The following is a 20,860-nucleotide window of genomic DNA, read 5'->3' as shown; positions in this document are numbered from 1 at the left end:
CTCACATAAACATAATTATCTTAATTGTCCCATAACGGAACGCCATGACCAACTACAGCCTGCGCGCGCGCATGATGATTTTGATCCTCGCCCCCACCGTTCTCATCGGTTTGCTGCTGAGTATCTTCTTTGTGGTGCACCGCTATAACGATTTGCAGCGACAGCTGGAGGATGCAGGCGCCAGCATTATCGAACCGCTTGCCGTCTCCAGCGAGTACGGCATGAACCTGCAAAACCGCGAATCCATTGGGCAGTTAATCAGCGTACTCCACCGCCGCCACTCGGACATCGTACGCGCCATTTCCGTTTACGACGAACATAACCGCCTGTTTGTCACCTCGAACTTTCATCTCGATCCGGCAGCCCTGAAGATCCCGGACGGTACGCCGTTCCCGCGTCACCTCACCGTACTGCGGCGCGGCGATATCATGATCCTGCGCACGCCGATCGTGTCGGAGAGCTATTCCCCCGATGAGTCTGCGCAGTCCGACGCCAAATCCAGCAATAATATGCTGGGATATGTGGCGCTGGAGCTGGATCTCAAGTCGGTCCGGCTACAGCAGTACAAAGAGATTTTCATCTCCGGCGTGATGATGCTGTTCTGCATCGGCATTGCGCTGATCTTCGGCTGGCGCCTGATGCGCGACGTGACGGGTCCCATCCGCAACATGGTTAACACGGTTGACCGCATTCGCCGGGGACAGCTCGACAGCCGTGTGGAAGGGTTTATGCTGGGCGAGCTGGATATGCTGAAAAACGGCATCAACTCGATGGCGATGTCGCTGGCGGCGTACCACGAAGAGATGCAGCACAACGTTGACCAGGCGACGTCCGACCTGCGCGAAACGCTGGAGCAGATGGAGATTCAGAACGTTGAGCTGGATCTGGCGAAAAAGCGCGCTCAGGAAGCGGCACGTATTAAGTCGGAATTCCTGGCCAATATGTCGCACGAGCTGCGTACGCCGCTCAATGGCGTGATCGGCTTCACCCGCCTGACCCTGAAAAGCGAGCTCAACCCGACTCAGCGCGATCACCTGCACACCATTGAGCGCTCGGCCAACAACCTGCTGGCGATCATCAACGACGTGCTGGACTTCTCCAAGCTGGAGGCGGGCAAGCTGATCCTGGAAAGCATTCCCTTCCCGCTTCGCAGTACGCTCGATGAGGTGGTGACGCTGCTCGCACACTCGTCGCACGACAAAGGCCTTGAGCTGACGCTCAACATTAAAAACGACGTGCCGGATAACGTTATTGGCGATCCGCTGCGCCTGCAGCAGGTCATTACCAACCTTGTCGGGAATGCCATTAAATTCACCGAAAGCGGTAACATCGACATTCTGGTAGAAAAACGCTCGATCAGCAGCAATAAGGTGCAGATTGAAGTCCAGATCCGCGATACCGGCATCGGGATTCCGGAGCGGGATCAGTCGCGTCTGTTCCAGGCGTTCCGTCAGGCGGATGCCAGTATCTCCCGCCGTCATGGCGGCACCGGTCTGGGGCTGGTGATCACGCAACGCCTGGTGAACGAGATGGGCGGCGATATCTCTTTCCACAGCCAGCCGAACCGCGGTTCAACCTTCTGGTTCCACATTAATCTGGACCTCAATCCAAACGTATTGACCGATGGCCCGGTGACGGACTGCCTGAAAGGCAAGCGTCTGGCCTACGTCGAACCTAACGCGGCGGCAGCGCAGTGCGCGCTCGACATTTTAAGCACCACGCCGCTGGAGGTGGTCTACAGCCCAACCTTCTCCGCCCTGGCCGTTGAGCATTACGACATCCTGCTGATGGGGATCCCGGTCACCTTCACCGGCGAGCTGACCATGCAGCAGGAGCGGCTGGCGAAAGCCGCGTCGATGACCGACTACCTGCTGCTGGCGCTGCCTTGCCACGCGCAGCTCAATGCAGAAGAGTTGAAAAATGACGGGGCAGCCGCCTGCTTGCTTAAACCGCTCACCGCGACCCGCCTGCTGCCTGCGCTCACGGAATATTGCCGTCTCAGCCAGCATGCCCTCCCGATGATTGACGATGAGCAAAAATTGCCGATGAGCGTGATGGCGGTGGATGATAATCCGGCCAACCTGAAGCTCATTGGCGCATTGCTTGAAGACCAGGTTCAGCACGTTGAGCTGTGCACCAGCGGCGCGCAGGCGGTTGAACAGGCTAAGCAGATGCAGTTCGATTTAATCCTGATGGATATTCAGATGCCGGGCATGGATGGCATTCGGGCCTGCGAGCTGATCCACCAGCTGCCGCATCAGCAACAAACGCCGGTGATTGCAGTCACCGCGCACGCGATGGCCGGTCAAAAAGAGAAGCTGCTGAGCGCCGGAATGAATGACTATCTGGCGAAGCCAATCGATGAAGAGAAACTTCATAACCTGCTGTTACGCTATAAGCCGGGTCATATTGGCGGGACGTACACGGTATCCAGCGAGCCGGTTGAAATAACCGTCAACCAGAACGCGACCCTTGACTGGCAGCTTGCTCTGCGCCAGGCGGCAGGTAAACCCGATTTGGCCCGCGAGATGCTGCAAATGCTGGTCGCGTTCCTGCCGGAAATTCGCAATAAGGTGGAAGAGCAGCTGGTGGGTGAAAACCCGGAAGATCTGCTGGAAGCAATCCACAAGCTGCACGGTAGCTGCGGGTACAGCGGCGTACCGCGGCTGAAAAACCTCTGCCAACTGCTGGAGCAGCAGCTGCGTGCGGGCACGCCGGAATCGGAGCTTGAACCGGAGTTTCTGGAGCTGCTGGATGAAATGGATAACGTGACGCGGGAAGCGATGAAGGTGTTGGGGAGCTGAGGTAGAAGCCCGGTGGCAGCTTCGCCTTACCGGACCTACGATTGCGGGTGCGGGTGCGGCCTGATGCCCTCACCCCGCCCCTCTCCCACGGGGAGAGGGAGAACTACATCCCCTGCCCCACTTTCAGTACCGCCGCGATATTCCTTGCGGCCATCCTGACGTTCTCACCGGCATTTTCCAGCGCATCTTCCAGCGAGCAGATGGTGTAGATCACGCTAAACACCGCATCAATGCCGTGATCGTGAACCACACCAACGTCCGCCGTCAGGCTGCCTGCAATGCCGATGACGGGTTTGTTAAAGCGTTTCGCCACTTTTGCCACGCCCACCGGGACTTTGCCGTGGATCGTCTGGCTGTCGATGCGACCTTCTCCCGTGATCACCAGATCCGCATCGGCCACCTGGTCGGCCAGGTGTAGCGCATCGGTCACGATCTCAATGCCCTGGCGCAGCTGCGCGCCGCAAAAGGCGTACAGCGCGGCCCCCATGCCACCCGCCGCGCCGCCGCCAGCAAGGTTAAGCACGTCGATATCCAGATCCCGGGCAATCACGCTCGCATAGTGCGCCAGCGCGTTGTCCAGGGTAACGATCATCTCGGGAGTGGCCCCCTTTTGCGGGCCAAATACGGCTGACGCGCCATCCTTTCCGGTAAGCGGATTCGTCACATCACAGGCCACCTCTATCCGGCACTCCGCCAGACGTCTGTCCAGCCCGCTCAGGTCGATACGCGCGAGTTTTCCCAGCTCGCCCCCGCCCTGCCCAAGAGGCTGTTCGCTGGCGTCGAGCAATCTAGCGCCCAACGCCTGCACCATCCCTGCGCCGCCGTCATTGGTGGCGCTGCCGCCAATGCCAATGATGATATGCTTAACGCCCGCATCCAGCGCGTGACGAATCAGTTCGCCCGTGCCCCAGGAGGTGGTTTTCAGCGGATTACGCTGCGAAGGCACAACCAGCTCCAGGCCGCTTGCCGCCGCCATTTCAATAAAGGCACTCTGCTCGTCACCGGATAAGCCATAAAACCCTTCCACGCGCTCACCCAGCGGGCCGGTTACCGGAACATGTACAATGCGTCCCTGCGTTGCCGCGATCATCGCCTCAACCGTCCCTTCGCCACCGTCCGCGACCGGCAGTTTGACGTAAACCGCCTCGGGAAAGATCTCGCGAAAACCACGTTCTATCGCTGTCGCAACCTCAAGCGCACTCAAACTTTCCTTATACGAGTCCGGTGCGATAACAATTTTCATAAGCCATCCTTACGCATAGTCGTTACGTTAAGCATACACCACGTAAAAGACCGCTCATGGGAGCGGTCCCAATGCGTTTATCGTACCATGCACGGGCGTTTATTGTCGAATGTCCAGTCCGGGATCAGATACTGCATCGCCATCGCGTCGTCGCGCGCGCCCAGACCGTGTTTCTGATACAGCTCATGGGCCTTCATGACCTGATCCATATCCAGCTCAACCCCCAGCCCCGGGGTGGAAGGCACCTGCACCATGCCACCTTTGATCTCAAACGGCTGCTTAGTCAGACGCTGGTTACCTTCCTGCCAGATCCAGTGGGTGTCGATAGCGGTAATCGTCCCCGGCGCGGCGGCGGCGACGTGAGTGAACATCGCCAGAGAGATATCGAAGTGGTTGTTAGAGTGCGAGCCCCAGGTCAGGCCAAACTCATGGCACATCTGCGCCACGCGCACCGACCCCTGCATCGTCCAGAAGTGCGGGTCCGCCAGCGGAATATCAACAGACTGCAATGACAGGGTGTGTCCCATCTGACGCCAGTCGGTCGCAATCATATTGGTCGCGGTCGGCAGTCCCGTAGCGCGACGGAATTCCGCCATCACTTCACGTCCTGAGAAGCCTTGCTCTGCCCCACACGGATCTTCCGCATACGCCAGCACACCTTTCAGCTGTTTACCGATCGCAATGGCCTCATTAAGCGACCATGCGCCGTTCGGATCCAGCGTCACGCGCGCCTGCGGGAAGCGTTTTGCCAGCGCGGTCACGGCTTCCGCCTCTTCCTCACCAGCCAGCACGCCGCCCTTCAGTTTGAAATCATTGAAGCCATATTTTTCATAAGCGGCTTCCGCCAGGCGCACCACCGCATCCGGAGTCATCGCCTCGTCGTGGCGGAGCCGGTACCAGTCGCATTGTTCGTCCGGCTGGCCCTGGTACGGCAAAGGCGTCAGCTTGCGGTCGCCAACAAAGAACAGATAGCCCAGCATTTCCACTTCGCTGCGCTGCTGACCCTCGCCCAGCAGCGACGCAACGTTGACGCCCAGATGCTGACCCAGCAGATCCAACAGGGCGGATTCAATCCCGGTCACCACGTGAATGGTGGTGCGCAGATCGAAGGTCTGCAGGCCACGCCCACCGGCATCGCGATCGGCAAAGGTGTTGCGCACAGTGTTGAGGACATTTTTGTACTCACCCAGCGTTTTGCCCACCACCAGCGGAATGGCATCTTCCAGCGTCTGGCGGATCTTCTCCCCGCCCGGAATTTCGCCCACGCCCGTATGGCCGGAATTGTCTTTGATAATGACAATGTTGCGGGTAAAGAATGGCGCATGCGCGCCGCTCAGGTTCATCAACATGCTGTCATGGCCCGCAACCGGAACGATCTGCATGGCGGTAATTACAGGGGTAGAAAAAGTACTCATCGTTCAATCCTTTTATCAGTGACGTCCGAAAACAGGGCGCTTACGGTCAAATGTCCAGCCGGGAATAAGGTACTGCATCGGGCCCGCGTCGTTACGCGCGCCGCCCGGCAATTTTTTATACGCCTCATGGGCTTTATGGATCTGATCCCAGTCAATCTCCACGCCCAGGCCCGGCGCATCCGGTACGGCAATTTTGCCCTCTATGATTTCCAGCGGATTTTTCGTCAGGCGGGCTTCCCCTTCCTGCCAAATCCAGTGGGTGTCGATGGCGGTCGGGTTACCCGGCGCCGCCGCGCCAACGTGGGTAAACATCGCCAGCGAAATATCAAAGTGATTGTTCGAGTGACAGCCCCAAGTCAGCCCCCAGTCGTCGCACAGCTGCGCCACGCGCACTGCGCCTGAAAGCGTCCAGAAGTGCGGGTCCGCCAGCGGTATGTCGACGGCGTTCAGCATCACCGCGTGACCCATTTCGCGCCAGTTGGTGGCGATCATATTGGTCGCGACCGGCAGCCCGGTGGCGCGACGGAACTCAGCCATGACTTCACGGCCCGAAAAGCCCTGCTCCGCGCCGCAGGGGTCTTCCGCATAGGTCAGGACATCCCCCAGCCCTTTGCACAGGCTAATCGCTTCATCCAGCAGCCATGCGCCGTTGGGATCGACGGTGATCCGTGCATCCGGGAAGCGCCTTTTCAGCGCCCGGGCCGTGTCAATCTCCTGCTCGCCGGGCAGCACGCCGCCCTTCAGCTTGAAATCCTTAAAGCCGTAGCGATCTTGCGCCGCCTCGGCCAGCTGCACCACCGCGTCGCTGGAGAGCGCTTCCTGATGGCGCAACTGATACCAGGCGTGGTCGCCCGCGGTTCGGGCCAGATAGGGGAGATCGGTTTTATTGCGATCGCCAACGTAGAACAGATAGCCCAGCACGGTGACCGCATCGCGCTGTTTACCGGGCCCCAGTAGCTCGCAGACCGGAACATTGAGCGCCTTACCCAGTAAATCGAGCAGGGCGGCCTCCAGGGCGGCGACCGCGTTGACGCGCAGTTCAAACGTCCAGGCACCTTTACCGAACGTCTCAAAGTCTGCCGACTGATTACCCTTATGCACCCGCTGAACCACCTTGTTCAGACGGGCCACTTCCTGGCCCACGACCTGCGGAATGGCATCGACCAGCGTCTGGTAAATCACCTCTCCGCCAGGGGCCTCGCCCACGCCGGTATTTCCTGCGCTGTCTTTCAGTACGACGATATTACGGGTAAACCAGGCGTTATGCGCACCGCCAATATTGAGCAGCATGCTGTCCTGCCCGGCCACCGGGATGACCTTCATCTCAGTGACGGTTGGACTCGATTGCGTTGTCATCAGCCACGCTCCGCAACAGGTTTAAGTTCGACGCGTTTGATATCCCCCACCAGCACCAGGTAACTCAGTACCGCCACCAGCGCATGCACACCCACGTAAATCAGCGCACCGTTAAAGGAGCCGGTGGTACCGACGATGTAGCCGATCGCGATGGGCGTAACAATCCCGGAGATGTTGCCGAACATGTTGAACAGACCGCCGCTCAGGCCGCTGATCTCTTTCGGGGCCGTATCCGCCATCACCGCCCAGCCCAGCGCGCCAATGCCTTTGCCGAAGAAGGCCATCGCCATAAAGCCGATGATCATCCACTCGGCATTGACGTAGTTACAGAACACCATGGTCATGGAGAGCAGCATGCCGAGCACGATAGGCGTTTTACGCGCGATGTTCAGTGACCCCGTGCGGCGCATCAGCCAGTCGGAAATCACCCCGCCGAGCACGCCGCCGACGAAACCGCAGATTGCCGGGACCGAGGCGACGAATCCCGCTTTCAGAATCGACATACCACGGGCCTGAACCAGGTAAACCGGGAACCAGGTGATGAAAAAGTAGGTTAAGGCGTTAATACAGTACTGGCCCAGATAGATCCCGATCATCATGCGCGAGCCGACGAGCTGCTTGATCTGCGCCCATTTCTGGCTGAACGGGACTTTCGCCGTCGAGGATTTCTGATCCATGTTGATCAGCGCACCGCCTTCTGCGATGTACTCCAGCTCCTTTTTGTTCACGCCAGGGTGCTGGTTGGGTTCGTGGATCACTTTCAGCCAGATAAAGCTGATGACGATCCCGAGTCCGCCCATAAAGAAGAAGACGTGCGACCAGCCCACCTCATGGGTCAGCCAGCCCATGATTGGCGCGAAGATCACCGTTGCGAAGTACTGTGCGGAGTTGAAAATCGCCACCGCGGTTCCCCTCTCCTGCGCCGGGAACCAGGCAGCGACAATGCGGCTGTTGCCCGGGAAGGAAGGCGCTTCAGCTAAGCCCACCAGGAAGCGCAGCGTGAAGAGTGCCACGATAATGCCGAAGCCGCTGAAGATATCGACGAAGCCCTGCAGCAGGGTAAAGGCAGACCAGATAAAGATGGACCAGAAATAGACCCGTTTAGAGCCAAAGCGGTCCAGCAGCCAGCCGCCAGGAATTTGCCCGATGACGTAGGCCCACGAGAAGGCGGAGAAAACGTAACCCATGCCCACGGGATCGAGACCGATATCTTTTGCCATTTCCGAGCCGGCAATCGACAGCGTGGCGCGGTCACCATAGTTAAAGGACGTGACGATAAACAGCATCACCACTATCCAGTAGCGGGCATTGGTGCGCTTTTCAGCGCTGCTCGCCGCGTGGCTTAATGAACTCATTGTTGCACTCCTGAAACATAGCTTTCGCCTGGTTCATTCTGTACAGCACCGGTAGGGTAAGCAGAATGAGATTGATTTTGTCGTTTTGGTACGGCCTGAAGCCGTTTTATCGTGACCGGAAAAGTATATGAAGGAGTGCCTCTTCACCTCACCGTGCAAAAACACAGTATTAAAGGGTGTGAGTGAGGTTGTTTAGGGCATAAGCCCAGAGGAGTGGAAGGTGGTTCACGGAAATGGCGTTTGGGGGGGTAATGCCGGGTGGCGGCTACGCCTGACCCGGCCTACCATTGGTATAGCGCAGGGTTATTTAAGCAGCGTTGCCCAGTGCTCGACCCATGGGTTTGATTCGCTTTCTGGCTCCGGGTGCTCACCCGCATCAATCAGCAGCATCTCGCCGACGCGCTGGGCGCTCTGCTCCTGCAGGAGCGCATCGAACTGCTTGCCGCCGCCGCAGAAGTTGGCGTAAGAGCTGTCGCCCAGGGCAATGATGCCGTAGTGCACGTCCGGCTGATAGCCAAGCTGGTCTTTAATGCCCTGGAACAGCGGCACGATGCTGTCCGGCAGATCGCCCTGCCCGGTGGTGGAGGTCACCACCAGAATGTATTTGTCTTTATACTTTTCCCAGTCTGCCAGCTCCGGGTCTTCATAGACCGTGGCTTTATGGCCCTGACTTGCCAGAATCGCCTCAGCCTCTTCCGCGACCAGCAGCGAATTGCCGTACATTGTGCCGACAAAAATGCCTACTTCAGCCATGCTATTTTCCCATAATGAATGCGTTTACTGTTCATCCTGAACGTTGCCCGATACAAACTCAACCCTTTCATTTTCGGGGAGTTGTCCCAGCCAGCCAAACTGTGACAGCGCCTGCATCCAGACGTCGTCCAGCCCCGCGCGAATAGTCAGCGGCTCGCCGGTAAACGGGTGCGTCATGCTGAGCTCGCTCGCGTGCAGCATCAGACGATGGCAGCTAAAGTGTTCGGCCGCGCTGCGGTTCTGGCGCAAATCACCGTGTTTGCTGTCGCCAATAATCGGGTGGCGCAGATGTGCAAGATGGCGTCGCAGCTGGTGCTTACGCCCGGTTTTGGGCAGAAGCTCAACCAGGCTGTAGCGCGTGGTCGGAAATTTGCTGGTGGCCACCGGCATTTCCGTCGTCGCCATGCCGCGATAATCCGTCACCGCAGGCTGCGGACCTTTGTCATCGCGGGCAAATTTATCGGCAATTTTGTCCAGTTCTTCCACCAGCGGGTAGTCCAGGGTGGCGGACTCGGTCAGCCAGCCACGCACGATCGCGTGGTAGCGCTTCTGGATCTGGTGCTGTTCAAACTGCTGCGCCAGCAGACGGCCAGCTTCGCTGGACAGCCCCATCAGCAGCACGCCGGAGGTCGGTCTGTCGAGACGATGGGCGGTAAAAACATGCTGACCAATCTGGTCGCGAACGGTCTGCATCACCACCACTTTCTCGTCGCGATCCAGCCAGCTGCGGTGCACCAGCCAGCCTGACGGTTTATTCACCGCCACCAGCCACTCGTCCTGATAGAGGATCTCAAGCGTCATGCATCTTCACCGGCAAACAGGGCATCCAGTTTTTCCAGTTCGACCAGCATCACGTCACGCGCAGGGTGCGTCGCCTCGAGCGCCATTTCATAGTAGGGAGAGACAGCAAACGCCTGCGGCAGCGGGTGCCCCCCCTCAAGCAGGGCGTGCATGCGCGGAATTAACACCCACTGCAGCCACTCAAACGGGGCCAGCGTATCCAGGCAGAAGGGCTGGGTGCTCGCGAACGCTTCTGGCTGCGGCGCGGTCTCCTGCCACAGCTGATGTTGGCGCAAAAGGGCTTCGATGGCGTGCAACTGAGCACGAACGCTATCGTGTTGCGTCATAGTAACCTCAACTGAAAAAGTGAACGGCGCGCAGCATAGCATTGCGGAAGACAGAAATAAAAAAAGGGAGCACTGTAAAAACAGTGCTCCCGGTTCGTTCCGCAGCATTCCAGCTACAATTCGTGCTCCCTGCTCATCCGTGACAACTTTTCCTGAAGCCCGAAGGCATGGTCATCCGTAAACCGATGCATCCTGCACACATCTTCCTGACGTGTTTGTTTCATCCTGAAACGTCCTGGCCTTCCAGACCCACCGACCATCCTGACCGGCTCTCGTTCTCCTTCCTGGAGGTGTCCCTTACGCATCCTGCGTAATCCACTTCGCTTCATCCTGAAGCCTTCCTGCAGCGCCATCCTGACGAGTCCTGAGTGAGATACGCCATCATCCTGATGTTCGTTTCTCGTGTCGGCATCCTGTCGACGGAGATAGAATCCGCTATTCCGCTTCGTCTTACAACCCACCCTTTCGGGTGTGTAAGACCTAAGAAATCCCTAAAAACGGTGCAATAAACACGTAATCCATTGAAAAACACAGTAATATTAATCTGAACTAAATGAGGTAATACTGAATGTTCCAGCGATCTCTCACAAACCTTGTAAGAGATCTCTCACACGCGCTATAGCATCATGGATTACAGAAGTGGCTCAAGTCGGGTGAGGAAATCCGCAAGAGAGGGGGCGAGAGTCTCGCGATTGCGGGTACCGATAGTCTCTTTAACCACTTCACCTGACAGGTTACAGACGGATAACACATCCAGTTCACTGTCCAGCGTAGCAATAAAGAGCGTCGGAGAAAGCTTAAGGCGCTTTTGCGTGACCAGATGACCAATCAGGTTTTCCTGAACACGCTGCAGATCGTCTTCGCTCCAGGTCTGCAACAGCGTCAGCGTGATATCAGCAAAGCGCGCGGGCATATCCCCTGCGAACTGCGTGGTATAAAACGCATGAACCGCTGGTTGTACCACAATGTCCATTGCCCGTTCAACCGCATTTACATTTTGCTCGCCGGTATTGGGCTTCGGCTGCCAGATAATGTAATCCTCAAGCGAAGAGATAATGCACGGCGAGGGTACACCATATAAATCAGCACTTTGCGGCCACGAGCCCTGCTTTTCATGCCATGCGTCGCAATAGCGGGTCGTGAAGGTAGTGAGGGCATTTGCAGTTTCGACGTCCACCGATTTCTCTCTTCTTGTCAGACAGGATAAACTCAGCCCATAAGTGTACCTGTAAAGTGGCTATGAAACATGTCTTACGAAAATCATCAGGCGTTAACCGGCTTAACGCTGGGTAAATCGACCGATTACCGCGATACCTACGATGCAAGCCTGCTGCAGGGCGTACCACGCAGCCTGAATCGCGATCCTCTGGGTCTGCATGCGGACGCATTGCCGTTTGTCGGCGGTGATATCTGGACGCTGTACGAACTCTCCTGGCTCAACGCACGCGGTCTGCCGCAGGTGGCGGTGGGCCACGTCGAGCTGGATTACGCCAGCGTTAATCTCGTCGAGTCCAAAAGCTTTAAGCTGTATCTCAACAGTTTTAACCAGACAAAATTCAACAGCTGGGACGACGTTCAGCACACCCTGGAACGTGACTTAAGCGCCTGCGCGCAGGGTAAGGTAAGCGTTTCACTGTATCGCCTGCACGAGCTGGAAGGGCAGCCTGTTGCCCACTTCAACGGGACCTGCATCGACGATCAGGATATCGAGGTGGAGAATTATGAATTCAGCGCCGGTTACCTCGAAAACGCGGCGAGCGGAAAAGTGGTCGAAGAGACGCTGGTCAGCCATCTGCTGAAATCCAACTGCCTGATCACCCACCAGCCGGACTGGGGCTCGGTGCAGATCCAGTACCGCGGCCCAAAAATCGACCGGGAAAAATTGCTGCGCTACCTGGTGTCGTTCCGCCATCACAACGAATTCCACGAGCAGTGCGTGGAGCGCATCTTTAGCGATATTCAGCGTTTTTGTCAGCCGGAGAAGCTGAGCGTTTACGCGCGCTACACCCGCCGCGGCGGTCTGGACATTAACCCGTGGCGCACCAACACCGATTTTGTGCCGGCGACGGGACGGCTGGTGCGTCAGTAATATAAATATTTTCACAATATGCGCGGTATCTTCCGCGCTTTAGGTTGTGAAACGTCACGCGCCAGGGCTATTGTAATCAACAGGGAAAGACGATAATCGTCCCGTAAGGAGCTCACTTGATTACACATATTAGCCCGCTTGGCTCAATGGATATGTTGTCGCAGCTGGAAGTGGACATGCTTAAACGCACGGCCAGCAGCGATCTTTATCAACTGTTTCGTAACTGTTCACTTGCCGTTCTGAACTCCGGAAGCCTGACAGATAACAGTAAAGAACTGCTGTCCCGCTTCGAAAGCTTTGATATCAACGTGCTGCGCCGCGAGCGTGGCGTGAAGCTTGAAGTCATCAACCCGCCGGAAGAGGCGTTTGTCGACGGACGCATCATTCGATCACTTCAGGCTAACCTGTTTGCCGTGCTGCGTGACATCCTGTTTGTTAACGGGCAGATCCACAACGCAGGCCGTTTCCAGCATCTCGACCTGGAAAGCTCGGTCCATATCACCAACCTGGTGTTCTCCATTTTGCGTAACGCCCGCGCCCTGCACGTGGGTGAAGCACCGAACATGGTCGTTTGCTGGGGCGGTCACTCCATTAACGAAACCGAGTACCTTTATGCCCGTCGGGTGGGCACCCAGCTTGGCCTGCGCGAGCTGAATATCTGTACCGGCTGTGGTCCGGGTGCAATGGAAGCGCCAATGAAAGGTGCGGCGGTTGGGCACGCGCAGCAGCGTTATAAAGAGGGACGTTTCATCGGCATGACCGAGCCGTCAATTATCGCCGCTGAGCCACCTAACCCGCTGGTTAACGAGCTGATTATCATGCCGGATATCGAGAAACGTCTTGAGGCGTTTGTCCGTATCGCCCACGGCATTATCATCTTCCCGGGCGGCGTGGGGACAGCGGAGGAGCTGCTCTACCTGCTGGGTATTCTGATGAACCCGGCCAACAAAGATCAGGTTCTGCCGCTGATCCTGACCGGGCCAAAAGAGAGCGCCGACTACTTCCGCGTGCTGGACGAGTTTATCGTGCACACGCTGGGTGAAGCCGCGCGTCGTCACTATCGCATCATCATCGACGATGCCGCAGAAGTGGCCCGCCAGATGAAGAAAGCGATGCCATTGGTGAAAGAAAACCGTCGCGATACCGGTGATGCGTACAGCTTTAACTGGTCAATCCGAATTGCGCCGGACCTGCAGATCCCGTTCGAGCCTTCACACGAGAACATGGCGAACCTGAAACTCTACCCGGACCAGCCGGTAGAAGTCCTGGCCGCCGATCTGCGTCGTGCCTTCTCCGGGATTGTGGCGGGCAACGTCAAAGAGGTCGGTATCCGCGCCATTGAACAGTACGGTCCGTACAAGATCCACGGCGATCCGGAGATGATGCGCCGCATGGATGACATGCTGCAGGGCTTTGTCGCCCAGCACCGCATGAAGCTGCCGGGCTCTGCCTATATTCCTTGCTACGAAATCTGCACCTGACGCTTAGCGATATCTCATCAAAGCCGGGTCGCCCTGTTGCGCGTCCCGGCTTTTTTTATTCCTGATGTAATTCATAGGCATCACTTATATCTTTTACAAAGTTGTCACATACGCAAACGATTACCTGCATTTTGCAACCGTAAATTATCAGCCTTAATCCAAATTACCTGCCAGAAAATCCTAAAAACCCATTTCTTTACAGCGAAAGACACCTATATCACGGGGCGGTCTTTCAGCGCACATGTCGTTGGTGGTAGCCTTCGCGCCCGTAAATTCTCTTTGATGTTTTTTTAACAGATAAATGGTCTAAAGATGCCCACATCATAAGTGGATTATTGCATTTGGGATCACGATCACTGATAGATTCATAACTAGAATGTATCTTTCCGCCCGCCAATAGTTACGGGCAAAAATTATTAAAAAACCGTCACTGAACGAATTTCATATTACCGTCAGGCACTTTTTCATCGGATTTGACTAAAAAACCTGACAATTCGCTTCCTCCAGGAGATACAGATGGAAACCACTCAAACCAGCACCGTTGCTTCGATTGAATCCCGAAGTGGTTGGCGCAAAACGGATACCATGTGGATGCTTGGCCTTTACGGCACAGCAATCGGCGCTGGTGTACTGTTCCTTCCTATCAACGCAGGCGTCGGCGGTCTGATCCCGCTGATCATCATGGCTATCATTGCTTTCCCGATGACCTTCTTTGCACACCGCGGTCTGACCCGCTTCGTGCTGTCCGGTAAAAACCCGGGCGAAGACATCACTGAAGTGGTTGAAGAGCATTTCGGCGTGGGCGCAGGTAAATTGATTACCCTGCTCTACTTCTTCGCGATTTACCCTATTTTGCTGGTCTACAGCGTGGCGATCACTAACACCGTTGAAAGCTTCATGATGCACCAGCTGCACATGACGCCGCCGCCGCGTGCGATTCTGTCTCTGATCCTGATTGTGGGCATGATGACCATCGTGCGCTTCGGTGAGCAGATGATTGTGAAAGCAATGAGCGTACTGGTCTTCCCGTTCGTTATTGCTCTGATGGTGCTGGCTTGCTACCTGATCCCACAGTGGAACGGTGCAGCGCTGGAAACCCTGTCCCTGAGCAGCGCATCGGCAACCGGTAACGGCCTGCTGATGACACTCTGGCTGGCGATTCCGGTAATGGTGTTCTCTTTCAACCACTCCCCAATCATCTCCTCTTTCGCTGTTGCGAAACGTGAAGAGTACGGTAATGGTGCAGAGAAGAAGTGCTCCAGCATCCTGGCACGCGCTCACATCATGATGGTACTGACCGTTATGTTCTTCGTCTTCAGCTGCGTACTGAGCCTCTCCCCGGCGGACCTGGCGGCAGCGAAAGAGCAGAACATCTCTATTCTGTCTTACCTGGCAAACCACTTTAACGCACCTGTCATTGCGTGGATGGCACCTATCATCGCGATTATCGCCATCACCAAATCCTTCCTGGGCCACTACCTCGGCGCACGTGAAGGCTTCAACGGTATGGTGATTAAATCTCTGCGCGGTAAAGGCAAGAGCATTGAAATCAACAAGCTGAACAAAATCACTGCACTGTTCATGCTGCTCACCACCTGGGCGGTAGCAACGCTGAACCCAAGCATCCTGGGCATGATTGAAACCCTGGGCGGCCCGGTCATCGCGATGATTCTGTTCCTTATGCCGATGTACGCGATTCAGAAAGTCCCTGCTATGCGCAAGTACAGCGGTCATGTGAGCAACGTCTTTGTGGTTATCATGGGTCTTATCGCAATCTCTGCGATCTTCTACTCCCTGTACACCATGTTCTGATTATCACCCGCGCCGTCTTCGGACGGCGCACTCCTCCCTCTCTGACTGAAAGCAATGGACGCATCATGATTAGCGTATTCGATATTTTCAAAATCGGTATTGGTCCTTCCAGCTCTCACACCGTCGGACCAATGAAAGCCGGTAAGCAGTTCACGGATGACTTGATTACACGCGGCATCTTGCATGACGTTACCCGCGTGGTTGTCGATGTATACGGCTCGCTTTCCCTGACCGGGAAAGGCCACCATACCGATATCGCCATTATCATGGGCCTGGCGGGAAACCTGCCGGATACCGTTGATATTGATGCGATCCCTGGCTTCATCCAGGATGTGAACACCCACGGTCGCCTGCTGCTGGCGAACGGTGAGCATGAGGTTGAATTCCCGGTTGATCACTGCATGAATTTCCATGCGGACAACCTGTCGCTGCACGAAAACGGCATGCGCATTACCGCACTGGCCGGCGACAAAGCGGTATACAGCCAGACGTATTACTCTATCGGCGGCGGTTTTATCGTCGACGAAGACCACTTTGGTCAAACCGATAACGCTTCTGTCGAGGTGCCGTATCCGTACAAAACGGCGGCGGATCTTCAGCGTCACTGCCAGGAGACGGGCCTTTCCCTCTCCGGCCTGATGATGAAAAACGAGCTGGCACTTCACAGCAAAGAGGAGCTCGAACAGCACTTCGCTAACGTCTGGGACGTGATGCGCGGCGGTATTGAGCGCGGGATCACCACCGAAGGCGTTCTGCCGGGCAAGCTTCGCGTGCCGCGTCGTGCTGCAGCGCTGCGCCGTATGCTGGTAAGCACCGACAAAACGACAACGGACCCAATGGCCGTCGTTGACTGGATCAACATGTTCGCCCTGGCGGTGAACGAAGAGAACGCCGCAGGGGGCCGTGTGGTCACCGCGCCGACTAACGGTGCCTGCGGTATCGTTCCGGCGGTGCTGGCGTACTACGACAAGTTTATCCGTGAAGTGAACGCGAACTCACTGGCGCGCTACCTGCTGGTCGCCAGTGCGATTGGTTCGCTGTATAAGATGAACGCGTCCATTTCCGGTGCGGAAGTGGGCTGTCAGGGTGAAGTCGGCGTGGCGTGCTCCATGGCGGCGGCGGGTCTGGCCGAACTGTTGGGTGCAAGCCCGACACAGGTGTGCATTGCTGCGGAAATCGGCATGGAACATAACCTGGGACTGACCTGTGACCCGGTTGCCGGGCAGGTACAGGTGCCGTGCATCGAACGTAATGCGATTGCCTCCGTGAAGGCGGTGAACGCGGCACGTATGGCGCTGCGCCGCACCAGCGAGCCGCGCGTCTGTCTCGATAAGGTTATCGAAACCATGTACGAAACCGGTAAAGATATGAACGCCAAATACCGCGAAACCTCTCGCGGCGGACTGGCGATGAAGATCGTAACCTGCGATTAAGCCACTCAGGAAGCCTCGTTTTGCGAGGCTTCTTCCTGTTTTCCCCACCATTCATAGTTTCACGCTGCTGACAGTGTTACCCTTCACGCATGAGATAGAAGGGAGATTATCTGTGGCCGTTCATTTACTTATCGTCGATGCACTTAACCTGATTCGCCGTATCCATGCGGTGCAGGGGACGCCTTGTAAAGACACCTGTCTGCACGCGCTGGAACAGCTTATCCGCCACAGTGAACCCACCCATGCGGTCGCGGTATTTGATGACGAAGCCCGCAATACGGGCTGGCGACACCAGCGTCTGCCGGACTACAAAGCCGGACGCGCACCGATGCCGGACGATCTTCACGCTGAATTGCCCATGCTGCGCGCCGCATTTGAACAGCGGGGCGTCCCCTGCTGGGGGGCACAGGGAAATGAAGCCGACGATCTCGCGGCCACCCTGGCCGTAAAGGTGGCGAGTGCCGGGCATCAGGCCACGATCGTTTCAACGGACAAAGGCTACTGCCAGCTGCTCTCCCCCACTATCCGCATTCGCGACTATTTTCAAAAACGCTGGCTGGACGCGCCGTTTATTGCCAGCGAGTTCGGCGTCTCGCCTGAGCAACTGCCGGACTACTGGGGGCTGGCAGGCATCAGCAGTTCTAAGGTTCCGGGTGTCGCCGGTATTGGGCCGAAGAGCGCCGCACAGCTGCTGACCGATTTTCAGAGTCTGGAAGGAATTTACGCCCGTCTGGATGAGGTGCCAGAAAAGTGGCGCAAAAAGCTGGAGGTGCATAAAGAGATGGCGTTTATCTGCCGGGAAATCGCAACGCTCCAGACGGATTTACAGCTGGACGGGAATTTACAGCAGTTGCGGTTAGAACGTTAAAACGACGACACGGGTTTGTAGGCCCGGTAAGCGCAGCGCCACCGGGCAAAACAAAGCACGCACTATCGCTCGTCGCGACGTCCGCCAACCGCAGCCCACCAGCGACGAATATGCACCGTCACCTCTTCGCGGTCGTGATACAGCTGACGCGCCTGGATCTCCACGTTAATACCGTGTTCGTCCATCTGCTCCTGAATGTACGCCAGGTTCTGCGACACTTCCTCATAGCGCTTTTTCATCGGCAGCTTGAGGTTGAAAATGGTCTCACGGCACCAGCCGTTCACCAGCCAGGAGGCCATCAGCGCGGCGACTTTTGCCGGCTTCTCAACCATATCGCACACCATCCACGAGATGTTGTTACGGTTCGGGCGATAGCGGAAACCATCTTCACGCAGCCACGTGACCTGCCCGGTGTCCATCAGGCTTTGCGCCATTGGACCGTTATCAACAGACGATACCCACATATTGCGTTTCACCAGCTGATAGGTCCAGCCGCCCGGGCACGCGCCAAGGTCGACGGCGTACATGCCGTTTGCCAGACGCTCATCCCACTCATCCGCCGGGATAAAGACGTGGAACGCCTCTTCCAGCTTGAGCGTGGAACGGCTTGGCGCATCGGACGGGAAGCGCAAACGCGGGATGCCCATAAAGAAGGGAGAGTTGTTGGTAGTGTATGAATAGCCCGTATAACAGCAGCCCGGTGCGATAAAGAAGATATGCACCACCGGACGCTTCGGCGTTTCGTAGTTCGTCAGCACGCCCGCATCACGCAGCGCCGCACGCAGCGGCACGGTGAACTTACGGCAGAACTTCATCAGCTCTTTACTTTCGTTGGTATCCGCCACTTCAACGCGCAGATCGCCGCCCTTCTCCACCACGCCCTGCAGCATGCCGACAATGGGCGTGATGCGGTCTTCCGGCGGAAGATCCTTCAGCAGCTCACCCGCAACAAACATCTGACGCGCAAAGATCAGCGAGCTGAACGGCAGCTCGCGTGCCAGCTTGTCTGCGTCTTCAGGCTGATAGCACTCGAATACCACATAGCCCGCGTTCTCTTTTACGCGGGCAAAGCCGAAGACTTCACGCTTCGCCGCTTTATCGGTAATTTCCGCGGCGCACTCTTTCTCAAACCCCGGGCGACAATATAAAACAACCTTATTCATGAACAACGCCCTTGCGTTTCAGACGGATAGCTCCGATAAACATTAATACCCAACCCGCCAGGAAGCTGAAGCCGCCGACAGGTGTAACGAACGCCCACAGGCGCAGATGTGAGAGCGCAAGGCAGTACAGGCTACCGCTGAACAACACGGTACCCAGCGCCATAAACACGCTGCTCCAGTAAAACCAGATACTGATACGACGCTGCATCGCCACTGCCAGCCCAAAAATAGCCAGCGTATGGAACGCCTGATATTCAAGGCCGGTCTGGATCCAGCCCATCTCTACTGCGCCTAAAGATTTGCTTAAGACATGTGCGCCAAAGGCGCCCAGTGCAACAAAAATAAAGCCACTCACCGCGGCAAAAATCAGCATGAATCGGCTGGTCATGTTTAAGTCCTGAATTGATGCGTGCCCGGCACACAAACGTTATTGTTCATACCTGAAGCGGAATTTTTCTTGCTCGGTTGCCGCTTTCGCCAGTATCCACTGCCGGAAGGCGGCTATTTTACCCAGTTCTGCCTGACTGTCATGACAAACCAGATAAAACGCATTCTTGCTGACCAGTACATCATTAAAAGGGCAAACCAGGCGGCCTGCCTCAATTTCGGACTGCGCCATGACGTTGTTCGCCAACGCCACGCCCTGCCCGTGAATGGCAGCCTGTAACACCATCGCACTGTGGCTAAAGATGGGTCCCTGCTGCACGTTTATATGAGTAAGACCTAATTGACGGGTATAAGTTTGCCAGTCGCGTCGAGAGGCATCATGCAAAAGCGTATGCTGAGCCAGGTCTGCGGGTGACTTCAGCGCCTTTTCACCTGTTAACAGCAGGGGAGAGCAGACCGGCAGGAGATATTCTGCGTATAATTTCTCAACACGCAAGCCCGGCCAGTTACCGCGACCATAAAAAATGGCAACGTCCACGTCATCTGCCAGCTTATCTTCCTGACGATCTACGGCCTGGATTCGAACGTCGATCCCCGGATAAGCTGAGTTAAAGCTTGAAAGTCTTGGCACCAGCCATTGAATGGCAAAACTGGGCAATAAACTGACGGTCAGGGCACCTTTTGCACTGCGAGCCTGCAGCTTACGCGTGGCTTCCGTAAGCTGTGAAAAAATCTCTTTAATATCCTGAAAATAGCTCTGCCCCTCTTCGGTCAACAGCAACGAACGGTTGCGTCGACGAAACAGCTTAAGGCCCAGAAAATCCTCCAGAGACTTGATTTGATGACTTACTGCGGCCTGTGTCACAAAAAGCTCATCGGCTGCGCGGGTGAAGCTCAGGTGACGTGCTGCTGCATCAAAAACACGTAATGCATTGAGGGGTGGCAATCGCTTTGACATGGTTATCTGGCTTAGATGTTAACGGATTTTAACAAACAGGAAACAACGTTTAACCTATTAGTTTTTTTTATCTGAGCCATTATAATTTGTCCGTTGAGGAACTACCAGCAAATACCTATAGTGGCGGCACTTCCTGAGCCGGAACGAAGAGCTTTTTTCGGAATGCGTGTTCTGAAGGGCTTTTGGCTTACGGTTGTGATGTTGTGTTGTTGTGTTTGCAATTGGTCTGCGATTCAGACCACGGTAGCAACGCTACCAATTTTTCACTTCCTGTACATTTACCCTGTCTGTCCATAGTGATTAATGTAGCACCGCCAATTTGCGGTGCTTTTTTTTCGCCTGCGATCTGTTAATGCTCGATCTCTTTCATCTCTTTCACGTCCGTGCGGTTGATCTGCTGCTTGTTCCCGTTAGCATCTTTGTATGAAATCATCCCGGTATCGTTATCAGTCGTCGGTTTCCCTTCCGATACGATAGAACGACCATCGTTGGTGTGCATCACGTAGTTGTTACCGGAACACGCGCTCAGGGCAAAAGTAAACGCACAGGCAGAAATGATTGCAGCTGTCTTATTCATGATTATTCTCCTTTAGCAATTAATGCTATTCAAACCTCG

The 20,860-nt window shown here is 56.0% G+C and carries 18 protein-coding genes; 6 read left to right on the top strand and 12 right to left on the bottom strand.

Annotated features, from left to right (window positions below):
• Positions 1–44: 44 nt before the first annotated feature.
• Positions 45–2,804, top strand: coding sequence for a two-component sensor histidine kinase BarA (gene barA / locus AC0TN7_RS14525; protein ID WP_024909270.1), 2,760 nt, complete (start codon positions 45–47; stop codon positions 2,802–2,804).
• A 103-nt stretch (positions 2,805–2,907) separates the two neighbouring features.
• On the opposite strand, the gene AC0TN7_RS14520 is transcribed toward barA, so the two are convergent.
• From AC0TN7_RS14520 to syd, 8 genes are all read right to left on the bottom strand, one after another.
• Positions 2,908–4,047 (bottom strand): glycerate kinase, encoded by a 1,140-nt coding sequence (locus AC0TN7_RS14520; RefSeq protein WP_290093878.1) that lies wholly within the window; start codon positions 4,045–4,047, stop codon positions 2,908–2,910.
• A 77-nt stretch (positions 4,048–4,124) separates the two neighbouring features.
• Positions 4,125–5,462, bottom strand: a complete 1,338-nt coding sequence (gene gudD / locus AC0TN7_RS14515; protein WP_463727278.1) for a glucarate dehydratase — start codon at positions 5,460–5,462, stop codon at positions 4,125–4,127.
• A gap of 15 nt (positions 5,463–5,477) precedes the next feature.
• Complete coding sequence (locus tag AC0TN7_RS14510; protein ID WP_048990138.1) at positions 5,478–6,818, bottom strand: enolase C-terminal domain-like protein; 1,341 nt, start codon at positions 6,816–6,818, stop codon at positions 5,478–5,480.
• Positions 6,818–8,173 carry a galactarate/glucarate/glycerate transporter GudP gene (gene gudP, locus AC0TN7_RS14505; RefSeq protein WP_157189669.1) on the bottom strand — a complete coding sequence of 452 codons (1,356 nt, stop codon included), beginning with the start codon at positions 8,171–8,173 and terminating at the stop codon, positions 6,818–6,820. Before gudP ends, AC0TN7_RS14510 begins: the two co-directional genes overlap by 1 nt.
• A 303-nt stretch (positions 8,174–8,476) precedes the next feature.
• Complete coding sequence (locus AC0TN7_RS14500) at positions 8,477–8,926, bottom strand: flavodoxin (protein ID WP_029741558.1); 450 nt, start codon at positions 8,924–8,926, stop codon at positions 8,477–8,479.
• Between the two features lie 24 nt (positions 8,927–8,950).
• On the bottom strand, positions 8,951–9,727 hold the full coding sequence (gene truC / locus AC0TN7_RS14495) for a tRNA pseudouridine(65) synthase TruC (RefSeq protein WP_473702228.1): 777 nt from the start codon (positions 9,725–9,727) through the stop codon (positions 8,951–8,953).
• Positions 9,724–10,053: a YqcC family protein gene (locus AC0TN7_RS14490; protein WP_023309024.1), complete on the bottom strand. Its 330-nt coding sequence runs from the start codon at positions 10,051–10,053 to the stop codon at positions 9,724–9,726. The genes truC and AC0TN7_RS14490 overlap by 4 nt, the downstream gene beginning before the upstream one ends.
• 631 nt (positions 10,054–10,684) lie before the next feature.
• Positions 10,685–11,230 (bottom strand): SecY-interacting protein, encoded by a 546-nt coding sequence (syd, locus tag AC0TN7_RS14485; RefSeq protein ID WP_248165693.1) that lies wholly within the window; start codon positions 11,228–11,230, stop codon positions 10,685–10,687.
• A gap of 69 nt (positions 11,231–11,299) precedes the next feature.
• Between syd and queF the strand changes: the two genes are divergently transcribed.
• The 5 genes from queF to xni all read left to right on the top strand — a co-directional run bounded on the left by queF (position 11,300) and on the right by xni (position 17,736).
• Positions 11,300–12,142 (top strand): NADPH-dependent 7-cyano-7-deazaguanine reductase QueF, encoded by an 843-nt coding sequence (gene queF / locus AC0TN7_RS14480; RefSeq protein ID WP_024909279.1) that lies wholly within the window; start codon positions 11,300–11,302, stop codon positions 12,140–12,142.
• A gap of 116 nt (positions 12,143–12,258) precedes the next feature.
• Positions 12,259–13,623 carry a nucleotide 5'-monophosphate nucleosidase PpnN gene (gene ppnN / locus AC0TN7_RS14475; RefSeq protein WP_008499641.1) on the top strand — a complete coding sequence of 455 codons (1,365 nt, stop codon included), beginning with the start codon at positions 12,259–12,261 and terminating at the stop codon, positions 13,621–13,623.
• 516 nt (positions 13,624–14,139) lie between these two features.
• On the top strand, positions 14,140–15,435 hold the full coding sequence (locus AC0TN7_RS14470) for an HAAAP family serine/threonine permease (protein ID WP_024909280.1): 1,296 nt from the start codon (positions 14,140–14,142) through the stop codon (positions 15,433–15,435).
• Between the two features lie 65 nt (positions 15,436–15,500).
• Positions 15,501–16,868, top strand: coding sequence for an L-serine ammonia-lyase II (sdaB, locus tag AC0TN7_RS14465; protein ID WP_473702226.1), 1,368 nt, complete (start codon positions 15,501–15,503; stop codon positions 16,866–16,868).
• 112 nt (positions 16,869–16,980) lie between these two features.
• Positions 16,981–17,736 carry a flap endonuclease Xni gene (xni, locus tag AC0TN7_RS14460; protein ID WP_473702225.1) on the top strand — a complete coding sequence of 252 codons (756 nt, stop codon included), beginning with the start codon at positions 16,981–16,983 and terminating at the stop codon, positions 17,734–17,736.
• Between the two features lie 62 nt (positions 17,737–17,798).
• Here xni and rlmM read toward each other — a convergent pair whose 3' ends face one another.
• The 4 genes from rlmM to AC0TN7_RS14440 form a co-directional block, all read right to left on the bottom strand.
• Positions 17,799–18,899, bottom strand: a complete 1,101-nt coding sequence (gene rlmM, locus AC0TN7_RS14455) for a 23S rRNA (cytidine(2498)-2'-O)-methyltransferase RlmM (RefSeq protein ID WP_023309030.1) — start codon at positions 18,897–18,899, stop codon at positions 17,799–17,801.
• A complete protein-coding gene (locus AC0TN7_RS14450) occupies positions 18,892–19,287 on the bottom strand; it encodes a DUF423 domain-containing protein (RefSeq protein ID WP_023309031.1) in 396 nt (131 codons plus the stop codon). Before AC0TN7_RS14450 ends, rlmM begins: the two co-directional genes overlap by 8 nt.
• Before the next feature lie 39 nt (positions 19,288–19,326).
• Positions 19,327–20,244, bottom strand: coding sequence for a glycine cleavage system transcriptional regulator GcvA (gene gcvA, locus AC0TN7_RS14445; RefSeq protein ID WP_024909282.1), 918 nt, complete (start codon positions 20,242–20,244; stop codon positions 19,327–19,329).
• A gap of 349 nt (positions 20,245–20,593) precedes the next feature.
• Positions 20,594–20,821, bottom strand: a complete 228-nt coding sequence (locus AC0TN7_RS14440) for a YgdI/YgdR family lipoprotein (protein WP_008499648.1) — start codon at positions 20,819–20,821, stop codon at positions 20,594–20,596.
• Positions 20,822–20,860 lie beyond the last annotated feature (39 nt).

The sequence above is a fragment of the Enterobacter sp. PL_is511 genome (assembly GCF_055816065.1).
The sequence above is the reverse complement of the archived record's forward strand: the minus strand, read 5'-3'. Positions and strand labels throughout refer to the sequence as shown.